The 19536-nt window shown below is 62.4% G+C and carries 15 protein-coding genes; 11 read left to right on the top strand and 4 right to left on the bottom strand.

Features of this window, described 5'->3' with window-relative positions; genetic code table 11:
- The first annotated feature begins 471 nt into the window (after window positions 1-471).
- Window positions 472-654 (top strand): hypothetical protein, encoded by a 183-nt coding sequence (locus JMY24_RS32125; protein WP_128598064.1) that lies wholly within the window; start codon window positions 472-474, stop codon window positions 652-654.
- A gap of 63 nt (window positions 655-717) precedes the next feature.
- On the opposite strand, the gene JMY24_RS32120 is transcribed toward JMY24_RS32125, so the two are convergent.
- Together JMY24_RS32120 and JMY24_RS32115 are read right to left on the bottom strand one after the other, a co-directional pair.
- Complete coding sequence (locus tag JMY24_RS32120; RefSeq protein ID WP_128598063.1) at window positions 718-1965, bottom strand: ATP-binding protein; 1248 nt, start codon at window positions 1963-1965, stop codon at window positions 718-720.
- Window positions 1949-2689, bottom strand: a complete 741-nt coding sequence (locus JMY24_RS32115; protein ID WP_128584050.1) for a response regulator — start codon at window positions 2687-2689, stop codon at window positions 1949-1951. Before JMY24_RS32115 ends, JMY24_RS32120 begins: the two co-directional genes overlap by 17 nt.
- Window positions 2690-3029: 340 nt before the next feature.
- Between JMY24_RS32115 and JMY24_RS32110 the strand changes: the two genes are divergently transcribed.
- From JMY24_RS32110 to JMY24_RS32080, 7 genes are all read left to right on the top strand, one after another.
- Complete coding sequence (locus JMY24_RS32110) at window positions 3030-4256, top strand: efflux RND transporter periplasmic adaptor subunit (RefSeq protein WP_128598062.1); 1227 nt, start codon at window positions 3030-3032, stop codon at window positions 4254-4256.
- Window positions 4257-4268: 12 nt separating this feature from the next.
- A complete protein-coding gene (locus tag JMY24_RS32105; protein ID WP_128598061.1) occupies window positions 4269-7496 on the top strand; it encodes an efflux RND transporter permease subunit in 3228 nt (1075 codons plus the stop codon).
- The gene (locus tag JMY24_RS32100; protein ID WP_128598060.1) at window positions 7493-9001 is read left to right on the top strand and encodes an efflux transporter outer membrane subunit; all 1509 of its coding nucleotides are present in this window, start codon (window positions 7493-7495) and stop codon (window positions 8999-9001) included. Before JMY24_RS32105 ends, JMY24_RS32100 begins: the two co-directional genes overlap by 4 nt.
- Window positions 9002-9332: 331 nt before the next feature.
- Window positions 9333-11723, top strand: a complete 2391-nt coding sequence (locus tag JMY24_RS32095) for a HAMP domain-containing protein (protein WP_128598059.1) — start codon at window positions 9333-9335, stop codon at window positions 11721-11723.
- Window positions 11724-11766: 43 nt separating this feature from the next.
- Complete coding sequence (locus JMY24_RS32090; RefSeq protein WP_128598058.1) at window positions 11767-12501, top strand: methyl-accepting chemotaxis protein; 735 nt, start codon at window positions 11767-11769, stop codon at window positions 12499-12501.
- Window positions 12498-13037: a hypothetical protein gene (locus JMY24_RS32085; RefSeq protein ID WP_201703563.1), complete on the top strand. Its 540-nt coding sequence runs from the start codon at window positions 12498-12500 to the stop codon at window positions 13035-13037. The genes JMY24_RS32090 and JMY24_RS32085 overlap by 4 nt, the downstream gene beginning before the upstream one ends.
- A gap of 28 nt (window positions 13038-13065) precedes the next feature.
- Window positions 13066-13431 carry a response regulator gene (locus tag JMY24_RS32080; protein ID WP_020068625.1) on the top strand — a complete coding sequence of 122 codons (366 nt, stop codon included), beginning with the start codon at window positions 13066-13068 and terminating at the stop codon, window positions 13429-13431.
- A gap of 663 nt (window positions 13432-14094) precedes the next feature.
- Here JMY24_RS32080 and JMY24_RS32075 read toward each other — a convergent pair.
- Window positions 14095-14853: an SDR family oxidoreductase gene (locus tag JMY24_RS32075; protein ID WP_128598057.1), complete on the bottom strand. Its 759-nt coding sequence runs from the start codon at window positions 14851-14853 to the stop codon at window positions 14095-14097.
- 85 nt (window positions 14854-14938) lie between these two features.
- Window positions 14939-15901 (bottom strand): GlxA family transcriptional regulator, encoded by a 963-nt coding sequence (locus tag JMY24_RS32070; RefSeq protein ID WP_128598056.1) that lies wholly within the window; start codon window positions 15899-15901, stop codon window positions 14939-14941.
- Window positions 15902-16303: 402 nt separating this feature from the next.
- Here JMY24_RS32070 and JMY24_RS32065 point away from each other — a divergent pair, with 402 nt between their 5' ends.
- From JMY24_RS32065 to JMY24_RS32055, 3 genes are all read left to right on the top strand, one after another.
- On the top strand, window positions 16304-17242 hold the full coding sequence (locus JMY24_RS32065; protein ID WP_128598055.1) for a LysR family transcriptional regulator: 939 nt from the start codon (window positions 16304-16306) through the stop codon (window positions 17240-17242).
- A gap of 118 nt (window positions 17243-17360) precedes the next feature.
- Entirely contained in the window at window positions 17361-18554 is a 1194-nt protein-coding gene (locus tag JMY24_RS32060; protein WP_128598054.1) for a CaiB/BaiF CoA transferase family protein, read from the top strand.
- Window positions 18551-19516: a hydroxymethylglutaryl-CoA lyase gene (locus tag JMY24_RS32055; RefSeq protein ID WP_201703562.1), complete on the top strand. Its 966-nt coding sequence runs from the start codon at window positions 18551-18553 to the stop codon at window positions 19514-19516. The genes JMY24_RS32060 and JMY24_RS32055 overlap by 4 nt, the downstream gene beginning before the upstream one ends.
- Window positions 19517-19536: the final 20 nt, after the last annotated feature.

The following is a 19536-nucleotide window of genomic DNA, read 5'->3' as shown; positions in this document are numbered from 1 at the left end:
CACAAAGGTGAGACGTTCCAGGAGACGGCGCCAAGTGCGCAATGGTGAGTCATCCTAGGATTCGCGCCGCACCTTTGAGCATTCCTCGCGGCGCTGTCACCCGGCGTCACGCGCAAAGGTGAGGAGTTCCAGGAGGTTGCCGCAAAGGTGAGCCATTCCAGGAGGTACCTGACAATCAGACTCCCACACCTGTGCGCGCCCAATCTCCTTACATCCGCTTCCATATTCAAACAAAGCGTGAACGCGCGAGCTGCAATCGCGCCGCGCATGAACATGCCATGTATGCCGCATGCACCGTGGCTCGAGATGCCGATGCGCTCGCATGAAGCAGCGCATTTCACCCGCGGGTTGTAACGGCGCCGTAAAACATCATCTTTCGTTGATTGATAACTTGCGGACTCAGTCGCAGCGTTGCTCCCGGAATTGGAACGGGCAGCCCTGCGTGACCGTGAATCAATCGAAGGAGAAAGTATGAGAAAGCTGTTGGCAATCGCGGCCATTGCGACACTCGCCGCCTTGAGCGCAACCCTGAGTGGATGCTGGTGGGGGCCGCCGCCTGGCGGCGGCGGTCCTGGCGGCGGTGGTCCGAGCGGTGGCCATGGCGACGGTCCGCATGGCGCGATAGTTGTTCCGGGTCACGTCGCACAGAGCTGATCGGAGCCGGGGCGGAGTGTGATGCAAAGGGCGGCTGGGAACCTGACTGCCCAATGTATTGCGTTAGGCGGGGAAGGTCATCGACACGGCTAACCCGCCGTCCGTTGCATTGTCCGCGCGAAAAACGCCACCGTTGTATCGCACGAGGCGTCGCACGATTGCGAGGCCCAGGCCGCAATGTGCGTCACCGCTGCGCGCTTCGTCGAGTCGCACGAACGGTTGCAACGCGCGCTCCAGTTGACTGCCCGGAATGCCGCCGCCGTGATCGCGAACCGTCAGAACGTATTGTCCGTTGTGGCGGGACGTCGCAATCTCGACTGGCGGCTCGCCATACGTCAGCGCGTTCTCCATCAGGTTGGTCAGGATGCGGTCGAGGTCGACGAGCGGCAAGCCGAAGCCGTCCCCCGCCTGCAGATCGAGGCGGACCAGCGCGTCGTCGGCGAGACTGTCGCCGTAATGACGGCGGCAATGCGCATCCACGCTCGTGCGCGGCGACTTGTCCGCGCTTTCTCGCGCGAAATCCAGAAACTGCGTGACGATGCGCGACAGCGACTCGGCGTCGCGCAAGAAGCCGCTGCGATTGGCTTCGTCCGGCAACAAGTCCGCGCGTACCTGCATCCGCGTGATCGGCGCGCGCAAGTCATGCGCGACACCTGCAAGCATCACCGCGCGTTCCTGTTCGGCCTGGGCGAGCTCATGCACCATCTGGTTGAAATCGTCGATGAGTTCCCTCGTTTCACGCGGACCGCTCGCCGGCACGACCGGCGCCCGGTGCCCGAGGCGGAATTCGCGCGCGGCGATCGCCAGACGATGCAGCGGCCGTTGCAGATACCACGCGCCGGCCAGCGCAAGGATCACGGCGAACACCAGCATCATGGCCGATGCGCCGAGGAAGCGGCGCGCAGGCAGCATCGAGTTTTCGAGTTTGAGCCACGCCGGGTTGCCCGCATAGCGCACCCAGAGGTTGCCATTGCCGGCGTCCGCAACGACCTCGCTTCCCGGCGGCAGCTTCGCGCGCAAGGCGTTTTCGAACGGGCCAGACGTGTTCCGGCACGGCGCCGGGCAACCGTACGGAACGGCATCGCTCGCATTGACGATCACTACTCCGAGCGTCGCGGAGAGTTGCGAAGCGGAGACCGCGCTTTCGTGCTGCGCCTGCATCGCAAGCAGCAGCGCGCGCTGCGCATGTCCGGTGTCTATCTGGCCGCGTTCACGGTCGACGAGCAGCAAGGAAGTGAGATGGACGATCACAATCAGGCCGACCGTCATCAACGCGAGCTGGCCAAACAGCGTGTTAAAGGGATTTTTCATCGTCACTGCTGCCGGGCACGAACATATAGCCGATGCCGCGTACCGTCTGGATGCGTCTCGGGCTGGCGGGATCGTCCTCGAGCAGACGCCGCAGGCGCCACACCGGCACGTCGATGCCGCGCTCGGTCACTTCAGAATGCGGTCCATGCAGCAGGTCGACGAGTTTCGAGCGCGACAGCGTTTCCATCGGATGTTGCGCGAGGACTTCGAGCAACGCATATTCGCTGCCGGTCAGCTTGAGCGGCTCGTCGCCCCGAAACAGCGTGCGGCTCGCGAAGTCGAGACGGAAGCTGCCGAAGCGCAGCGCTTCGCGCTTTTCGAGCGGCGCCGCGACTGACGCCGCCGGTTGCGCGTGCCGCCGTAACACCGCGTGAATGCGCGCGAGCAATTCCTGCGGCATGAACGGCTTGCCGAGGTAATCGTCGGCGCCAAGTTCGAGGCCGATCACGCGGTCCACGCCGTCCGCGCGCGCCGTCAGCATGATCACCGGAATTGTGTCGCCGCTCGCACGCAGTTGCCGCAGCGCGCTGAGTCCGTCGACGCCCGGCATCATCAGATCGAGCACGATGATCGACGGCCGTTCGCGTTCGAGCCGGCGTGCCAGATGATTGGCGTCGTGCAACACGGAGATTTCAATGCCGCGTTGCTGAAAGAAGGTTCGCAGAAGGTCGCGCAGGTCGGCGTCGTCGTCGACCAGTAGAACCTGGATGGGCGTGTCTGACATAGCTGAACCCGGGTCGATGTGGACATTGGAGACGGCGCATTGCTCGCCGCCGTAGACAAATATAACGAATTGCGCGGCACCGGCGCTTCCGGATTCTTCTGCGAGCTTACCGTCTATTACGACGTCGCCGTCCATTCGGCGCGCCCGTGCTTTGCGTTCGCGAATAGCGCGAATTGCGCGAGTTGCGTTACAGCCCGTAATGCTTGCCTAAGCCAACGTAAGACGCCTCTCATTATGCTGGGCCATCCCTTGCCGCTGGCGTGGCGTTGCGTGGCTCCGACTGAACCCACGACGCATGCCAGACGGCCCTTTGTCGAATCCAGTCGAAGGATGCCCGAGCATGCCAAGTATTTCCAACGCGTTGTCATCGCCGACGCGCGCGCCCCGCTTCGCGATTCTTGCCGCGGCTGCCGCCGCCACTCTGATGCTGGCGGCTTGCGGCGACAACGCCGGCCACGGCCCACCGCAAACCACGCCCGAAGTCGGCGTCGAAACCATCAAGCCGCATACGGTCGTATCGAACACCGAACTGTCGGGCCGGCTGTCGGCCATTCGTGTTGCAGAGGTGAGGCCGCAAGTCGATGGCATTGTCAGGAAGCGGCTGTTTACCGAGGGCTCACAGGTCGCGGCCGGCGCCGTGCTGTATCAGATCGATGCATCGAGCTACCAGGCCACCTACGACCAGGCGGTCGGCACGTTGGCGAAGGCCGTCGCGACCGCGAACTCCGCGCAAACGAAGGCCACGCGCTATGCGGAATTGTCGAAGATCCAGGGCGTGAGCCGGCAGGACTACGACGACGCGCTCGCCGCACTCGCAGAGGCCAAGGCCGACGTGGTCGCCGACCGCGCCGCGTTGAAGACCGCCGCAATCAACCTCGGCTATACAAGAGTCGTCGCGCCCATCGCGGGGCGCATCGGCAAATCGAGCGTGACCGAGGGCGCGCTCGTGACCGCCGCACAGACCGCCGCGCTCGCCACAGTGCAGGCAACGAGCGAGATGTATCTGGACGTCACGCGTTCTTCTGCCGACTGGCTGCGCTTGCAGAAAGAGTTTGCGAGCGGCCAGTTGCAACAGTCGGGCGCCGACGGCGCCGTGGTTCATCTCGTGATGGAAGACGGCACGGCCTACGCGAAGCCGGGCAAGTTGCTGTTCTCCGACATTACCGTCGACGCCACCACCGGCTCCGTCACACTGCGCTGCGTGTTCCCAAATCCCGATGGCGTGCTGCTGCCCGGCATGTTCGTGCGCGCGCAGCTCGAAGAGGGCGTAAACCGTCAGGCGATCACCGTGCCGCAACTCGCGGTTTCGCGTGCGTCCGACGGCACAGCGAGCGTGCTCACAGTCAGCGCCGACAACAAGGTCGTGCAAACGCCCGTCACCGCGGACATTGCGTCGGGCTCGGACTGGATTATCACGAGCGGTCTGAAGACCGGCGACCGCGTGATTGTTACGGGTTCGCAGCAGGCGCGCACCGGCGCAGTCGTCAAGCCTGTCGAGACGCCCGCGACGTCAGCCGCTCCCGCCACCGCGGACAACGCACGGGCTGCGTCCGCCGCCCACAGCTAAAACGGGACTCTCATGGCAGGTTTCTTTATCAACCGACCGATCCTCGCGTGGGTCATCGCGATCGTCATCATGATGATTGGTGGCGCTTCGATCACGACGCTTCCGGTCGAACAGTACCCGAGCGTCGCGCCGGCTTCCGTGCAGATCACGGCTACGTATCCGGGCGCGTCTGCCGAAACCGTCGCGACCACCGTGACGCAGGTGATCGAGCAGAAACTGAGCGGCATCGACCATCTGCTTTATATGTCGTCGACGAGCAGTTCCATTGGCCAGGCGCGCATTACGTTGACGTTCCAGCAAGGCACCAACGCCGACATCGCGCAGGTGCAGGTGCAAAACAAGGTCGAGCAAGCGACGTCGTCGCTGCCCGAAACGGTTCAGGAGCAAGGCGTCCAGGTCGCGAAGGCGGCCAACTCTTTTCTGATGATCGTGTCGTTGTCGTCGACAGACGGCAGCATGAACTCGATCGACCTCGGCAATGTCATCGCCACGCAAATCGAGGACCCGCTTACGCAGATCGACGGCGTGGGCGACGTCACATTGTTCGGCGCGCAGCACGCCATGCGTATCTGGCTCGATCCGGTGAAGTTGCAGGCGGTCGGACTGACGACCGGTGACGTCACCACCGCGATCACGAATCAGAACGTACAGCTTTCTGCCGGCCAGATTGGCGGCTCCCCGTCGACGAGAACGCAGGCGTTGAATGCGACGATCTCCGCATCGAGCCTGCTGACCACGCCCGCGCAGTTCGGCGCGATTCTGTTGCGCGTGAACAGCGATGGCTCGAAGGTGATGTTGAAGGATGTCGCGCGCGTGGAAGTAGGCGCCGACGACTACAGCACGGACTCACGCCTGAACGGCAAGCCGGCTGCATCGCTCGCGGTCAAACTCGCGAGCGGCGCCAACGCGATGAGCGTCGCGAAGGCCGTGCGCGCGAAGCTCAACGAATTGAGCCCGCAACTGCCCCGCAATGTCGTCGTGGACTATCCGTACGACACCACGCCGTTCGTGCGGATCTCGATTGAAGAAGTGGTGAAGACGCTGATCGAAGCGGTGTTGCTCGTCTTCGTCGTGATGTACGTGTTTTTGCAAAACCTGCGCGCCACGCTGATTCCGACCATTGTGGTGCCCGTCGCATTGCTCGGCACGTTCGCGGTGATGTCGGCTGTCGGCTTCTCGATCAACGTGCTGTCCATGTTCGGCATGGTGCTGGCAATCGGCCTGCTGGTGGACGACGCGATCGTGGTGGTCGAAAACGTCGAGCGTCTGATCGCGGAAGAAGGCTTGTCACCGGTCGAAGCCACTCGCCAAGCGATGGAACAGATCACCGGCGCGCTCATCGGCATCACGACCGTGCTGATCGCCGTGTTCATTCCAATGGCGTTTTTCTCCGGGACGACCGGGGCGATCTACCGGCAGTTCTCGATCACGATCGTCGCGGCGATGCTGCTCTCCGTGTTCCTGGCGTTGACGCTTACGCCGGCGTTGTGCGCGACGCTGCTCAGGCGCGCAGATGTCGAGCATCACGCGAAGCGCGGCGTGCTCGGCTGGTTCAACCGCGTGCTCGCGCGGGGCACTGATCGCTACGACTCGGCGGTTGCACGCGTGATCGGCAAGCCGATGCGCTACATGGTGATCTACGTGTTGATCGCAGGCGTGGTCGCGCTGCTGTTCATGAAGCTGCCGTCGTCGTACCTGCCTGACGAAGACCAGGGAACGCTTATCACGTCTATCTCGGCACCGGTCGGCACGCCCGCCTCGCAGACGCTCGAAGTTGTGAAAAAGGTCGAGGCTTACTATCGCAGCCAGGCGGAAGTGGACCAGCTCATCACGCTGACGGGCTTCAGTTTCAACGGCTCGGGACAGAACAACGCGCTCGCCTTCGTCAAGCTCAAGGACTGGAGCGCGCGGCGCGGCAGCAGCGGGTCCGCGGCCGCCGTGATACAGCGCGCGAACATGCACTTCGCCGCGTTGCGTGAAGCGCAGGTTTTCGCAGTCAATCCGCCTGCGATTCAGGAGCTCGGCACGCAAAGCGGGCTCGACTTCGAACTGGAAGACCGCGCCGGTCAGGGCCACGACAAGCTGATGGCCGCGCGGCAGCAACTAATGGCGCTCGCGGCCAAAGACAGCGCATTGTCGGGCATGCGGCCGGGCGGTCTCGAAGACACGCCGCAGTTCCATGTCGACATCGACCGGGAAAAGGCGAGTGCGCTGGGGCTTTCCATCGCCGATGTGAACGACACGTTGCAAACGGCGTTCGGTTCATCGTACGTGAACAATTATGTCGACACGGGGCGTATTCAGAAGGTCTACGTACAGGCCGATGCCCCCTACCGGATGATGCCTTCCGACATTGGACGGTGGTATGTGAAGTCGAGCACCACGAGCAGCAGTTCGACCAGCAGCACATCCAGCAGCACATCGGGCAGCACGTCGGGCAGCAGCTCGACGAGCACCGCCAGCACCAGTACAACGAGCGGTTACGACGGCCAGATGGTGCCCTTCTCCGCGTTCGCAACCGGCAAGTGGACTTTCGGCCCGCCGCAGATCGAACGCTTCAACCGCACGCTCGCGATGGAAATGACCGCGCAGGCCGGCGCAAACGCCAGCACCGGCCAGGCGATGGCGGCCGCCGACGCACTCGTCAAGAAACTGCCGGCAGGCTACGGCATCGACTGGACCGGGCAATCCTACCAGGAGCGCATGGCCGGTTCGCAGGCCATCTACCTGTACGCAATTTCGCTGATCGTCGTGTTCCTGTGCCTCGCGGGTTTGTACGAGAGCTGGTCGATTCCGATCGCGGTGATCCTTGTGGTGCCGCTCGGCGTACTGGGCGCGGTGCTCGGCGCGCATATCCGCGGCCTGTCCGATGACATCTATTTCAAGGTCGGCTTGCTCGCGACCATCGGGCTTTCGACGAAGAACGCGATTCTGATCGTCGAGTTCGCGAAAGATTTGCAAGCGCAAGGCCGCAGCCTGATTGACGCCACCATCGAAGCCGCGCGCCTGCGTCTGCGTCCGATTCTGATGACCTCGCTTGCTTTCGTGTTCGGCGTGTTGCCGCTCGTGATCAGCACGGGCGCAGGGTCGGCGAGCCGCCATGCGATCGGCACTGGCGTGATGGGCGGCATGATCGCCGCCACGGCGCTCGCAATCTTTTTCGTGCCGGTGTTCTTTGTCGTCGTGCGCCGCCTGTTCGGCGAACACGGCGACGCCAGGCAACAGTCAGGTGATGAATGATGAGACTCAAACAGGGTACATGCGCGGTCGCATTTACGCTCGCGCTGCTAACGGGCTGCACGCTCGATCCGCACTATGAGCGGCCCGCCGCGCCGATTCCGGCAGCCTATCCGCAGGGCGACGCGTATGAGAGCACCGTTGCGGCCAAGGCCGCGACGGATGCAAGCGCTAGCGCGGCGAGCACTGCGACTGCAAGCGCCGCAAATGCGAACGCAACTGCAACTCCAACCGCCACGAACCCAGTCGCCACTACCGCAACCCCGCTAGCCACCGGCACCGCATGGCGCAGCTTTTTCCGCGACGAGCGCCTGCAGCGGCTGATCGACATCGCGCTCGCCAACAATCGCGACTTGCGCGTCGCGGCGCTGAACGTTGCCGAGTACGAGGCGCAATATCGGATCACGCGCGCTGCACTCGCACCGTCCATCACGGCAAGCGGCAGCATGACCCGCGAGCGGACGCAGGGCGCGATTGCAAGTTCGAGCGATGTGAGCATCGGCACGACGTCATGGGAAATTGATTTCTTTGGACGCTTGCGCAGCCTGAAACGCCAGGCACTCGAAAACTATCTCGCCACCGATGCGTCGCGCCAAAGCACGCAAATCAGTTTGATCGCGACAGTGGCGACCGACTACCTGACATTGCTCGCCGACGAACGGTTACTGCAATTGACCGAAGACACCGTGAAGGCGGACCAGTCGACCTACGACGTGACGCAACGCGTGCAGGAACTCGGCAATGCATCGCTCCTCGACGTGCAACAGGCGCGGAACTCGCTCGCGAGCGCGAAGGCAAATCTTGCGTCGTACCGGCGCGCTGTCGCGCAAGACCGCAACAATCTCGCCGCTGTGATCGGCGCGCCGATTCCCGACGACTTGCCGCCTGCGCGCGCATTCGACGACGAGTCGATGTTCGCGGACATCGGTGCGGGCGTGCCTTCGCTGCTGCTCACCCGTCGTCCGGATATCTTGCAGGCCGAGCATGCGTTGAAGGCCGCGAACGCGAACATTGGTGCGGCGCGCGCGGCGTTCTTTCCGAAAATTGAATTGACCGCGACAGCCGGCACGTCGAGTTCGACGCTCTCGAATCTCTTCAAGGCGGGCACCGGCGCATGGGCGTTCGCGCCGAGCGTCTCGGTGCCGATCTTCGATTACGGCAGCAACAAGGCATCGCTCGATGTGGCAGAGATCGAGAAGCAGATCGAGGTCGCCGACTACGAGAACGCGATTCAGACAGCGTTCAAGGAGGTGTCGAATGCGCTGACCGCGCGCGCTACTTATGTGGATCAGGTGCAGGCGGACCGCGAATACGTGACGTCGGCGCAGAACTACTACACACTTGCCGAGGCGCGCTACAAGGCGGGCACGGACAGCTTCCTCACGTTCCTCGATGCGCAGCGCACGCTTTACACGGCGCAACAGCAATTCGCGACGGACGTCCTGTCGCGGCAGTCCAATCTCGTGACGTTGTACAAGGTGGTGGGCGGCGGATGGGAGGGCAGCTGAAATCACGCCAGCGCTGTCAGGTGAGAACATTCGGGAGGCGGGGAGGTGAGAATGTGCGTACCTGTGGCTGCACCTTTATCTTTGAGGTGAGGATATTCGGGAGCGCCGGACTCTACCTCGTGTTCCGAAAAGCAACGGACCCCCTGTAACGGCATAGCCGCCGAAAACTTGAGAAATAAAACTGCGGCTTCGAATGCGGAGAAAAGTTTGTAGTCATCGCTTAGTAACACGAGTCGGCAATACTCGGCAGCGCTGCAAGCAAAATCATGTCGCATATAAAACGCGCTGCTCCAAACGAGGGCAGACGCGAAGGCCAGAACCCGGGGTTCACATGACTATCCGTCATCGCATCACGCTATTGGTTGTTTTAATGTTCGTCGCGTTGTCGGCGATCGGCGGTTACGCCGTCTATCAAACGCGCGGCAGCGCAGCCGAAGTGCGCAAGGTCACCGAAGGCGTAGTGCCAAGCGCGCTTGCTTCCGCTGACCTCGTATCGCAAGTCAAGGACGTGCAGCTCGCTACCATGACGCTCGTCTACGCGCCCGACGGCGACGTTGTCGCGCAGGCGCAGGACGAACTCAAGAAGAAAAGAATCGCGCTCCAACAGGCGCTCGCGGTGCAAGCGAAAGACGCCGCGAGCCACGCGCAAAAAGGCCTTGTTTCGCAGGCCAGCGACAGTCTCGACAACTACTTCTCCGCGATTGCCGAGACGGCGAAAATGAAAGCCGACGGCAAGAATGAACTCGCGCAGGCGTATCTGTTTGCGAACGTCGCACAGTATCGAGATGAACTCGAGGGTATTGTCGAAACGCTGCGCGTGGAGAAGAACCGCGAGAAGGACGAAGCGATCACAGCGCTGAACGCGACACTGGCAACCACGACGACCGCCATTGCTGTCGTGACCGGCATCGCGATTATCTTGCTGACTTCGATCGGCGCTTTGCTCTACCGTCAGATCACGCGGCCACTCAGCCGCATGCAGGCCATGATGAGCGAGATCGCGTCCAGCCAGGACTTCACGCGCCGCGTGCCGGTGGGGCGGCTCGACGAGATCGGCCATTCGATTGTCGCCTTCAACGGCATGATCGAGAAGATCCAGCAAAGCTCTGCACAACTCAAACAGAAAACCGCCGACATTCAGGCGATGTTGCAGAACATGCAGCAGGGCATTCTGACGGTGATCGACGGCGCCGTGATCCACGCGGAGTACTCGGCGTATCTGGAAGACATCTTCGAGACGAAGGATATTGCAGGGCGCGGGCTCATGGATCTCGTGTTCGCGGATACCGATCTGGGCGCGGACGCATTGTCGCAAGTCGACGCCGCCGCGCATGCGTGCCTTGGCGAAGACTGCATCAACTTCGCGTTCAATCAGCATCTGCTGGTCGGCGAGATTTCGAAGCGCATGCCCGACGGTCGCGTGAAAATACTCGACCTGAGCTGGTCCGCAATTACCGACGAAGACGACACCATCGTCCGCTTGATGCTTTGTGTGCGCGACGTGACCGAATTGCGCAAGCTCGCTGCGGAAGCCAGCGAACAGCGCCGGCGTCTTGACATGATCGGCGAAATCCTCGCTGTCAGCGAAGAAAAGTTCCATCACTTCATCGAGAGTTCGGCCGGTTTTATCAGCGAGAACGAGCGCATCATCCGCAAGCACTCTGAGGCCGATCACGCCGCGATTGCCGAGCTGTTCCGCAATATGCACACCATCAAGGGCAATGCGCGCACATATAACCTGCAGCATCTGACCGATGTCGTTCACGAAACGGAGCAGAGCTATCACGAGTTGCGTCAGCCCGACGCGGATCGCTCGTGGGATCAGGAGCATCTGATGCGGGAGTTGACGCGTGTGCGCGAGGCTATCGAAAGTTACGCGATGATCAACGAGCAAAGCCTTGGCCGCAAAGGCAATGCGCAGCGAAACGACGCGGGCAGCGCGGGCCGCCACGTGATGGTCGACAAGGAAGAGATCCAGCGCATAGTGAGTCTGCTCGACAAGACGAATGCAAGCGACCTGCACGAACTTCAGGCGATGCAAGAGACACTGCGCCGCAATTTGCGCGCGCTCGGCAGCGAGAGCATTCGCGATGCGCTGTCCGGCGTGCTGGGCTCGCTGCCGTCGCTCGCAAGCGAATTGGGCAAGCCTGCGCCGTCCGTGCATATCGCCGACAACGGCTACCGGCTGCGTGGCAAGTCGGCTGGCACGCTGAACAACGTGTTCATGCATTTGCTGCGCAACTCGATGGATCACGGCATTGAATCCGCCGAAGCCCGCAGCGCGAAAGGCAAGACGCCGGCCGGCGCAATCTCGATCGAGGTCGGCGTGGATAGCGGCGCATTGCAGATCACGCTCAGCGACGACGGCCGCGGCCTCGCACTCGAACGCATTCGCGGCATTGCGATGGAGCGCGGCTGGATCAATCCCGACGAAACGCCGAGCGACGAAGCCATCGCCGAGTTGATTTTCCGTCCTGGCTTTTCCACTGCGGACACCGTCACGGCAGTGTCGGGCCGCGGCGTCGGCATGGATGCCGTGCGCGATTTCCTGAAACGCGAAAACGGCAGCATCGAACTGCGCTTCACCGACGATCACAAGGGCGCGGCGTTTCGCCAATTTCAAACCATCGTGTGTCTTCCGGACAGCGCCGCCGTCGACACGCTCGGCACCGAGTCGCGCAACGAAGACGGCGAAGTTCGCATCGACGCAGTGACGCGCTGAGCACTTTTGCGCCGCACGTCGCGGCGTCCTTCAAGGAATGGTTGTGATTCAACAGTATCTATTGGCGGCGCTGGCGGGCAGTGCCGCGACCGCGTTGCTCGGCGTCGTCGCGCATCGGCTTTACGTTACGCGGCTGACCGCAAGGCTGCGTGCGGATGCACAAGCACGGATCGATTCGCTCAGGGCCGGGCACGCCGCACTCGACGTGGCGGCACACGAGCACGAACGGGCCGCGCATGAGCTAGAAACGCAGACCGCCCAATTGCGCGCCGAATTGATGGAGCGATCGGCAAGCGTCGACGAATTGCGCGCGACGCTCAACAGCATTACCGAAGATAGGGCACAGTTGGCGCAGCAGGCGCGACAACTTGCCAGCGAAGCCGCGCGCCTGAAAAACTTGGGCGCCGCATTCGAGCGTTGGCACGAGCAAATGATTTCGCTGATGACGCAGAACCACGACATGCACGCGAAGAACCAGGAGCTGTCGTCCATCGTGCGGCATGTGGTCATCGTGTCGCTGAACGCGTCGATCGAAGCGGCGCGCGCGGGCCCCGCCGGCCGCGGCTTTGCAGTGGTGGCGGGCGAAGTGCGCTCGCTCGCCGCGCGTTCCGAGGAATTGTCGAAGAGCTACCGCGACAGCCTGCATCGCAACGACTTGACCACGACCTCCACGTTTCAGGACATTCAGGCAGGCGGCAAGATGATTGCGGCGTCGCTTGCCAGCGTGGAGTCGATGGCCAGTCAGTTTCATTCGAAGCTGGACGAGGTGCCCGCGTGATTACGGCCCACGCCAAGGAAAGCTTCGAGCGCATTTTTCGCAAGGCCGCGCAGGCGCGCTTGCCGTTGAGTCCGGACGACCAGTGCGACATCGTGCCGATCGCGCAAGCCGAGACCGGCGCGACACGTGACACACAGGTGGTCGTACTGACCATTTCGTCGATCGTATTCAGACTGCTGCTGATCCTTCATTTCGACGAGAACGACAGCACGCGCGCGTACTACCTGAAGGAAGCCGACGAGCGGCCGTTTCAGGACGCGTTTCTGGAAATCTGCAATCTGTGTTGCGGCGCGATGAATCAGGAACTGTTGCGCTACTTCCCGGACCTCGGCATGTCGACGCCCTACGTGCTGAGCGCGCATTGCCTGCCGCATCTGCATGAGTTGAAGCCGGGGCTGCTGTCTTCGTATTCGTTAATGCTCGGCGGTACCGCGCGGCTTGGGGCGACTCTATGCGTTTGCGCGTACGCGCCTCTCGACTTTATCGCGGACGCGAGCGCCATTGAAGAAACCAGCGGCGAGCTGGAACTGTTTTGATCTCTGACGGATTGATGAAGGGAAAGATATGTCGAAAATTCTGGTAGTGGATGACTCAGGCACGGTGCGCGACGAAGTGGCCGGCTTTCTGAAGAAGAACGGTCTCGACGTGGACACCGCGGTGGACGGCAAGGACGGCCTCGCGAAACTGAAGGCTAGTCCGGGCATCAAGCTCGTGATCAGCGACGTCAACATGCCGAATATGGACGGCCTCACGATGGTCGAAAAGATCCGCGGCGAACTCGCGAACAAGACCGTCAACGTCATCATGCTGACAACGGAAAGCAGCCCCGCGATGAAAGAGCGCGGCAAGGCGGCGGGTGTCAAAGGCTGGATCGTGAAGCCGTTTAAGGGCGACGCGGTTCTCGAGACGTTTCGCAAGCTCGCGAGTTGATGCACGAGCGCGAGGACAAAGGTGAGGCTTTTCGGGAGCAAGTCGGCGACAGGTCTAAACGCTCGGTTAGCTACGCTTGACGCTGTGAAAATGCGGAAAATTCGCTAGAAGTCCAGCCGGCGCGGTGGTGCAAGCAGGCTCCACGGCCCACGTCGCCGGCGTAGAGGTGAGGGAATTCGGGAGGACATCGGGCGTTGCATCTACCGTGAGCGGGCAGACCGAGGCCGCCTCACCGTTGCTGTAGTCGGACGATTTGCTGCTCAAGAGTCCTTTCGTATCGAATCGCGTATGACAGCGTCTTACCTGGGTATCCAGATCATTCGCGCATCCGAAAGGTGAGAGTTTTCGGGAATCGTCTGTTTGGGGGAAGCGGTGCCCCGCCCAGTATGGCTTTGCGGCCTGACCCTCAGTGCGAAAGGTGAGCGTTTTCGGGAGTGCGGAAAACGCTTGCACCTGCGAAGCGTTGATCACTTCGCGCCGAAGGTGAGATTTTTCGGGAGCGCGAGGTTCGCCTTCGCACTACCAGCGCGTAGCGAAGCAACGCGCGAAAAATCCCCGAATAAAGAGCATGATTCGCGCGATGACCCGTCGCAAAAGCACGAGAATCATCGCCGCGTACGCTCAAAGGTGAGGTTTTTCGGGAGCTACGATACCGGAGACGTGTCAGGCCGGCTTCGCAATTTCGCGGATATCGGCCACCGGTGTTTCACCGAATGCATCGCTAAATGCGTAGTCGAGCAATTGCGCCGCGCATTGCTCGGGCGTGGAAAGCTGACCGTTGCGCTTGAGGTCCTGGAACTTCTCAAGCATGGGGAACTGTTCTACGCCGGTGCCGCGAATCTCCGCTTGCATGTTCGTATCGATCACACCTGGCGCGAGACTGCAGATGCGCAGCGCGCGGTTCGCGTCGAGCGAGACAGCGCGCGCGTGATGATCGAGCGCCGCCTTCGTCGCACAGTAAATGCTCCAGCCGGGGTAAGCATTGCGCGCCGCGCCGCTCGAAATATGCATGATGCGCCGATCATTAGCGTCCGGACTTGCGGCGGTGAGCGCGCTTGCCAGCATGAGCGGCGTGGCCACGTTGAGGCTGACGGCAGTGGCGATGTCCACCACGTCTTGTCCTTCGATCGGACCGATTGGCTGCACCATGCCCGCGTTGTTGATCAGCAGGACCGTGTCTGCGCCGCTGACGAATGTGCGCAAAGCATCGGTCGCAATCCATTGAGCGACGCGTGCAGTATCGGCGAGTGCAAGTTCGGTTTCTTCGAGCAGTGCGGGAAAGCGCTGTTTGAGCGATGCATGACGCGAGCGCGATAAGCCGAGCACCGCGATATCGCGTGCGAGCAGTTGTTCAGCGAGCGCCGCGCCAAGGCCGCGAGTGTGTCCGGTGACGATCGCGCGAATCGGAGAAGAGGGGTTCATGTCGTTCCTTGAGCATTGGCTTGAGCAGGGCGTTATCTTCTCATGCATGTTTCTCGCGCGCAGCGGCGCGGCTCATGGACGGTATTCAGGTGGCCCGAAAGCGCTCGCGATATTGCATCGGCGTTGCGCCGATTCTTTTCATGAAGACGATCCGCATGCGGTCGGCCGTGCCGAAACCGCAATCGTAGGCGATCGTCTTTAGCGCAGCGCCGCTGCTTTCGAGCAGCTTGCGCGCTGCATCCACGCGGGCGCGCTCGACGAACTCATGCGGTGTCACGCCCGTTTCCTGCACGAACACGCGCGCAAAATTACGGGCGCTCATTGCCGCGACATCGGCGAGTTCTTTGACGGTAAAGCTTTCGTGGATGCGCTCCATTACATGCGCCTGGACTCTTGCGACCGGCGATGTTTCGTCGACCGGTGCGGTCAGGTACGGGCTGAATTGCGACTGGCCGCCTTGGCGCTGCGCGAACACGACAAGCCGCTTCGCCACTGCCAGCGCAATGTGCGAACCATGGTCTTCGGCGACGAGCGCGAGCGACAGATCGATGCCCGCAGTCACGCCCGCAGACGTGACCAGCTGGCCATCGCGCAAATAGATGCGGTCGTAATCGACGCGCGCTTTCGGGAACTGCGCAGCGAGTTGGGCCGCGTGTTGCCAATGTGTCGTGACGTTGCGTGCATCGAGCAGGCCCGCATGACCAAGCGCGAAAGCGCCGGTGCAAATGGAACCGTAACGTCCGCATTGAGGCGCGACGTTGGTCAACCAGTCGAGCAAGGGTGCAGCTGGCGGCTCGCCTTCCGGCAGCGCGGGGCCGCCCGCGACCAACGCGAGATCGAAAGGCTCGCGAGCTTGATCGAACGTGGCGTCGGCGATTAGCGTCATGCCGTTCGACGCGCGCAGCGGCGCTTGCTCCGCGCTCAGCAGTGTGACCTCATAGCGCTCTTTGGGCGTGACGAAGCGGTTCGCTTCCGAGAACACATCGACGGGCCCGGCGACGTCGAGCGCCTGCACGCCGGGAAAAATCGCTATCGCGACGGTGGGCATCGAATGATTCCTTTGACGATGGGCGAACTGCGAGAGCCATGGCAGCCGACGCCGTGCGATTGGCCGTGTTCGACCGTTCGCGGCGATTATCGCGGCAAGCGCGTTGATCAATCCTGGACTTGATCGAACGAACGGCGGAGCCGCATGAAATGCCCGGCGACCAGCATACCAAACGCGTTTTCGCGCTGCACGTCGAGCGGTTCCGTTCATTCGCGCAATCAAGGACTCAACTCATGGTCATGACTGAACGCATTCATGCTTCTCGAATCAGTGCCCGCGTTGTCGTTGCGAGATTTTCACACGACGGTGCTGGCTCGGCCTGGAAGGTTTGCAGTCCGGCGACGGCGGCCGTGCGGCTGCATATGGGATGATTAGCACTGACAGAACTCCCGGCGCCACGCCATGGTGATCAAGAACCTTCTTCGCAAGCTCGACCTCACGACGCTTCAACTATTCCTTGCCGTCTACGAGGAAGGCACGCTCACGCGCGCCGCGGAGCGCGAGGCGATTGCCGTCTCGGCTGCGAGCAAGCGCCTGCTCGAACTCGAGCAGGCGGTGGGCGCCACGCTGTTCCAACGCAACGCGCGCGGCATGACGCTTACGCCGGCCGGCGAAACGCTGCTGCATCACGCGCGGCGCGTGATGCGCGATATCGAGAACATCGGTATCGAACTAGCGGGCCACGCGAGCGGCGTGCGCGGTTACGTCCGGATGATGGCTAACCTGTCGGCGATCGTCGAGTTCTTGCCGGAAGATTTACGCGCGTTCCAGCTGGAGCACGAGCGTGTCAAGCTCGACCTGGAAGAGCGGCCGAGCGGTGGCGTGGTCGAAGCTGTGGACGACAGCCTGGCCGATCTCGGCATCTGTTCCGGCGACGCCGACACGCGCGATTTGCACGTCGAGCACTATCGGCATGATTCGCTCGTGCTTGTGATGCGCGACGATCATCCTTTGGCTACGCGCAAAAGCGTTGCTTTCGCCGAAACGCTCGACGGCGATCACGTCGGCCTGCACGCCGCGAGTTCCATCAACGCACGCACGCATATGGCCGCGCGCCAGGCCGGCAAGCCGTTGCGGCTGCGCATCCACGTGCCGGGCTTCGACGCCGTTTGCCGGATGGTGCAAGCCGGCATGGGCGTCGGCGTATTGCCGCAAAAGGTTTATCAACTCATGGGCCGTCCGCTTGGACTGGTTGGCGCGCCACTCGAAGACGAGTGGTCGGAACGCAGCCTCGTGCTGGTCGTGCGCGACGTCGACGCGTTGTCCCCGGTGAGCCGTCTGCTGTTCGATCATCTGCGTTCGGTCGAAGCATCGGACGGCGCGCCAACCACGGCGGCGTAATCCGCGCCGGGCGGGAGCGTTCGCCGTTCGCGAACGGTCGTTGGCGAATTGCGGTTGGACGCTGCCGCGGCATGCCTGCAAGCTGTCTCTCAACAGAAAACTGCTTTGGAGACAGCACATGAGTGGACCCCTTCAGGGTATCCGCGTCGTCGAGATCGGAACTCTCATTGCCGCGCCGTTCGCCGCGCGCCTCATGGCCGAGTTCGGCGCCGACGTGGTCAAGATCGAAGCGCCCGAAACCGGCGATCCGCTTCGCAAATGGCGCAAGCTCCATGAGGGCACCTCGCTCTGGTGGTATCTGCAGTCGCGCAACAAGAAATCGGTTTGCGTGAATCTCAAATCGGCGGATGGTGTCGAGATCGTGAAGCGGCTTGCAGCCGAGGCCGATGTCGTAATCGAAAATCTGCGTCCGGGCGCGCTCGAAAAGCTCGGCATCGGCTGGGACGTGCTGCACGCGATCAACCCCAAGCTCACGATGGTCCGTATCTCAGGCTATGGACAGTCGGGTCCGTATCGCGACAGGCCGGGCTTCGGCGCGATCGGCGAAGCGATGGGCGGCATCCGCTACACGACTGGCGAAGTGGACGGCGCGCCGGCGCGCGTCGGCGTGAGTCTCGGCGATTCGCTCGCGTCGCTGCATGGCGTGATCGGCGCGTTGATGTCCTTGCTTCGCGTGAAGACGGGACAGGGCGAGGGCCAGGTGGTCGATGTGTCGCTCGTTGAAAGCGTCTTCAATCTGATGGAGAGCCTCGTGCCCGAATACGACCTTCTCGGTCACGTTCGCGAGCGCAGCGGCGGCGCCTTGCCGGGCATTGCGCCGTCCAACACGTATCCCACCGAAGACGACGGCTACGTGGTGATTGCAGGCAACAGCGATCCGATTTTCCGTCGTCTCATGCAGGCGATCGGCCGCGCCGATCTCGCCGACGATCCGGCATTAGCTCGCAACGACGGCCGCGCCAGGCATTGCGCGATGCTGGACGAGGCCATCGCCGCATGGACCTCCCACCATTCCACCGACGACGTGCTGGCCGCGCTGGAACGCGCCGAAGTGCCCGCGGGACGCATCTATTCGGTCGCGGACATCGTGTCCGATCCGCACTACCAGGCGCGGGACATGTTGTTGCAGGCGCAACTGCCCGGCGGTGCATCGGTGAAGATGCCGGGCATCGTGCCGAAGCTGTCGGATACGCCAGGCGAGGTGCGCTGGCAAGGTCCCGCGCTTGGCGAACATACCGGCAGCGTGCTGAGCGAACTCGGATTTGCAACCGAAGAAATCGAGCGGCTGCGCCGCGAAGGAGCCGTGCAATGAGCCACGCATCGAACAGTGCGTTGAACACCAAAGCCGCCGACAAGCTGATCGTGCAGGAAGTCGCACCGCGCGACGGCTTGCAGATCGAACCCACATGGGTCGATACCGCCGACAAGATCGCGCTGATCAACGCGCTTTCTACGGCGGGCTTCACGCGCATCGAGGCGGGTTCGTTCGTATCGCCAAAAGCGATTCCGGCGTTGCGTGACGGCGAGGCGGTGTTTCAGCAGATCGAGCGCCAGGCGGGCGTGATCTATGTCGCGCTGGTGCCTAACCTCAAGGGCGCCGAGCGCGCGCTGGCTGCGAAGGCGGATGAACTGAACCTCGTGATGTCGGCAAGTCAGACACACAACCGCGCGAACATGCGCATGAGTTGCGAGTCGTCGCTGACGGCGTTTGGCGACATCGTGCGTCACGTGAAAGATTCGGGCGTATTGCTCAATGCCTCCGTGGCGACCGCGTTCGGCTGTCCGTTCGAAGGCACGATCGACGAGGACCGCGTGGTCGGCATTGTCGATACGTATCGCGAGATGGGCATCGAGGGGATCACGCTCGCGGATACGACCGGCATGGCGAATCCGCGCCAGGTGACGCGGCTCGTGACGCGAGTGCTTGAACGCGTGGCGCCTTCCGCGCTCACGCTCCACTTTCACAATACGCGCGGGCTTGGGCTCGCGAACGTGCTGGCTGCGTATGAAGCCGGCGCGCGCCGCTTCGACGCCGCGTTGGGCGGCCTCGGCGGTTGTCCGTTCGCGCCGGGTGCATCCGGCAACATTTGCACGGAAGACCTCGTGAATCTGTGCGACGAGATGGGCATCCCGACCGGCATCGATCTGGAGAAGCTGCTTGCGTTGTCGCGGGCACTGCCGGATCTGCTCGGGCATGACGTTCCCGGGCAGGTGGCGAAGGCCGGGCGCAACAGCGACCTGCATCCGGTGCCGGACTACGTGCTTCAAATCTAACCTTCCTTGATCCACTAAAC

It is taken from the genome of Paraburkholderia kirstenboschensis, assembly GCF_904848585.1.
GTDB lineage: Bacteria > Pseudomonadota > Gammaproteobacteria > Burkholderiales > Burkholderiaceae > Paraburkholderia > Paraburkholderia kirstenboschensis.
The sequence above is the reverse complement of the archived record's forward strand: the minus strand, read 5'-3'. Positions and strand labels throughout refer to the sequence as shown.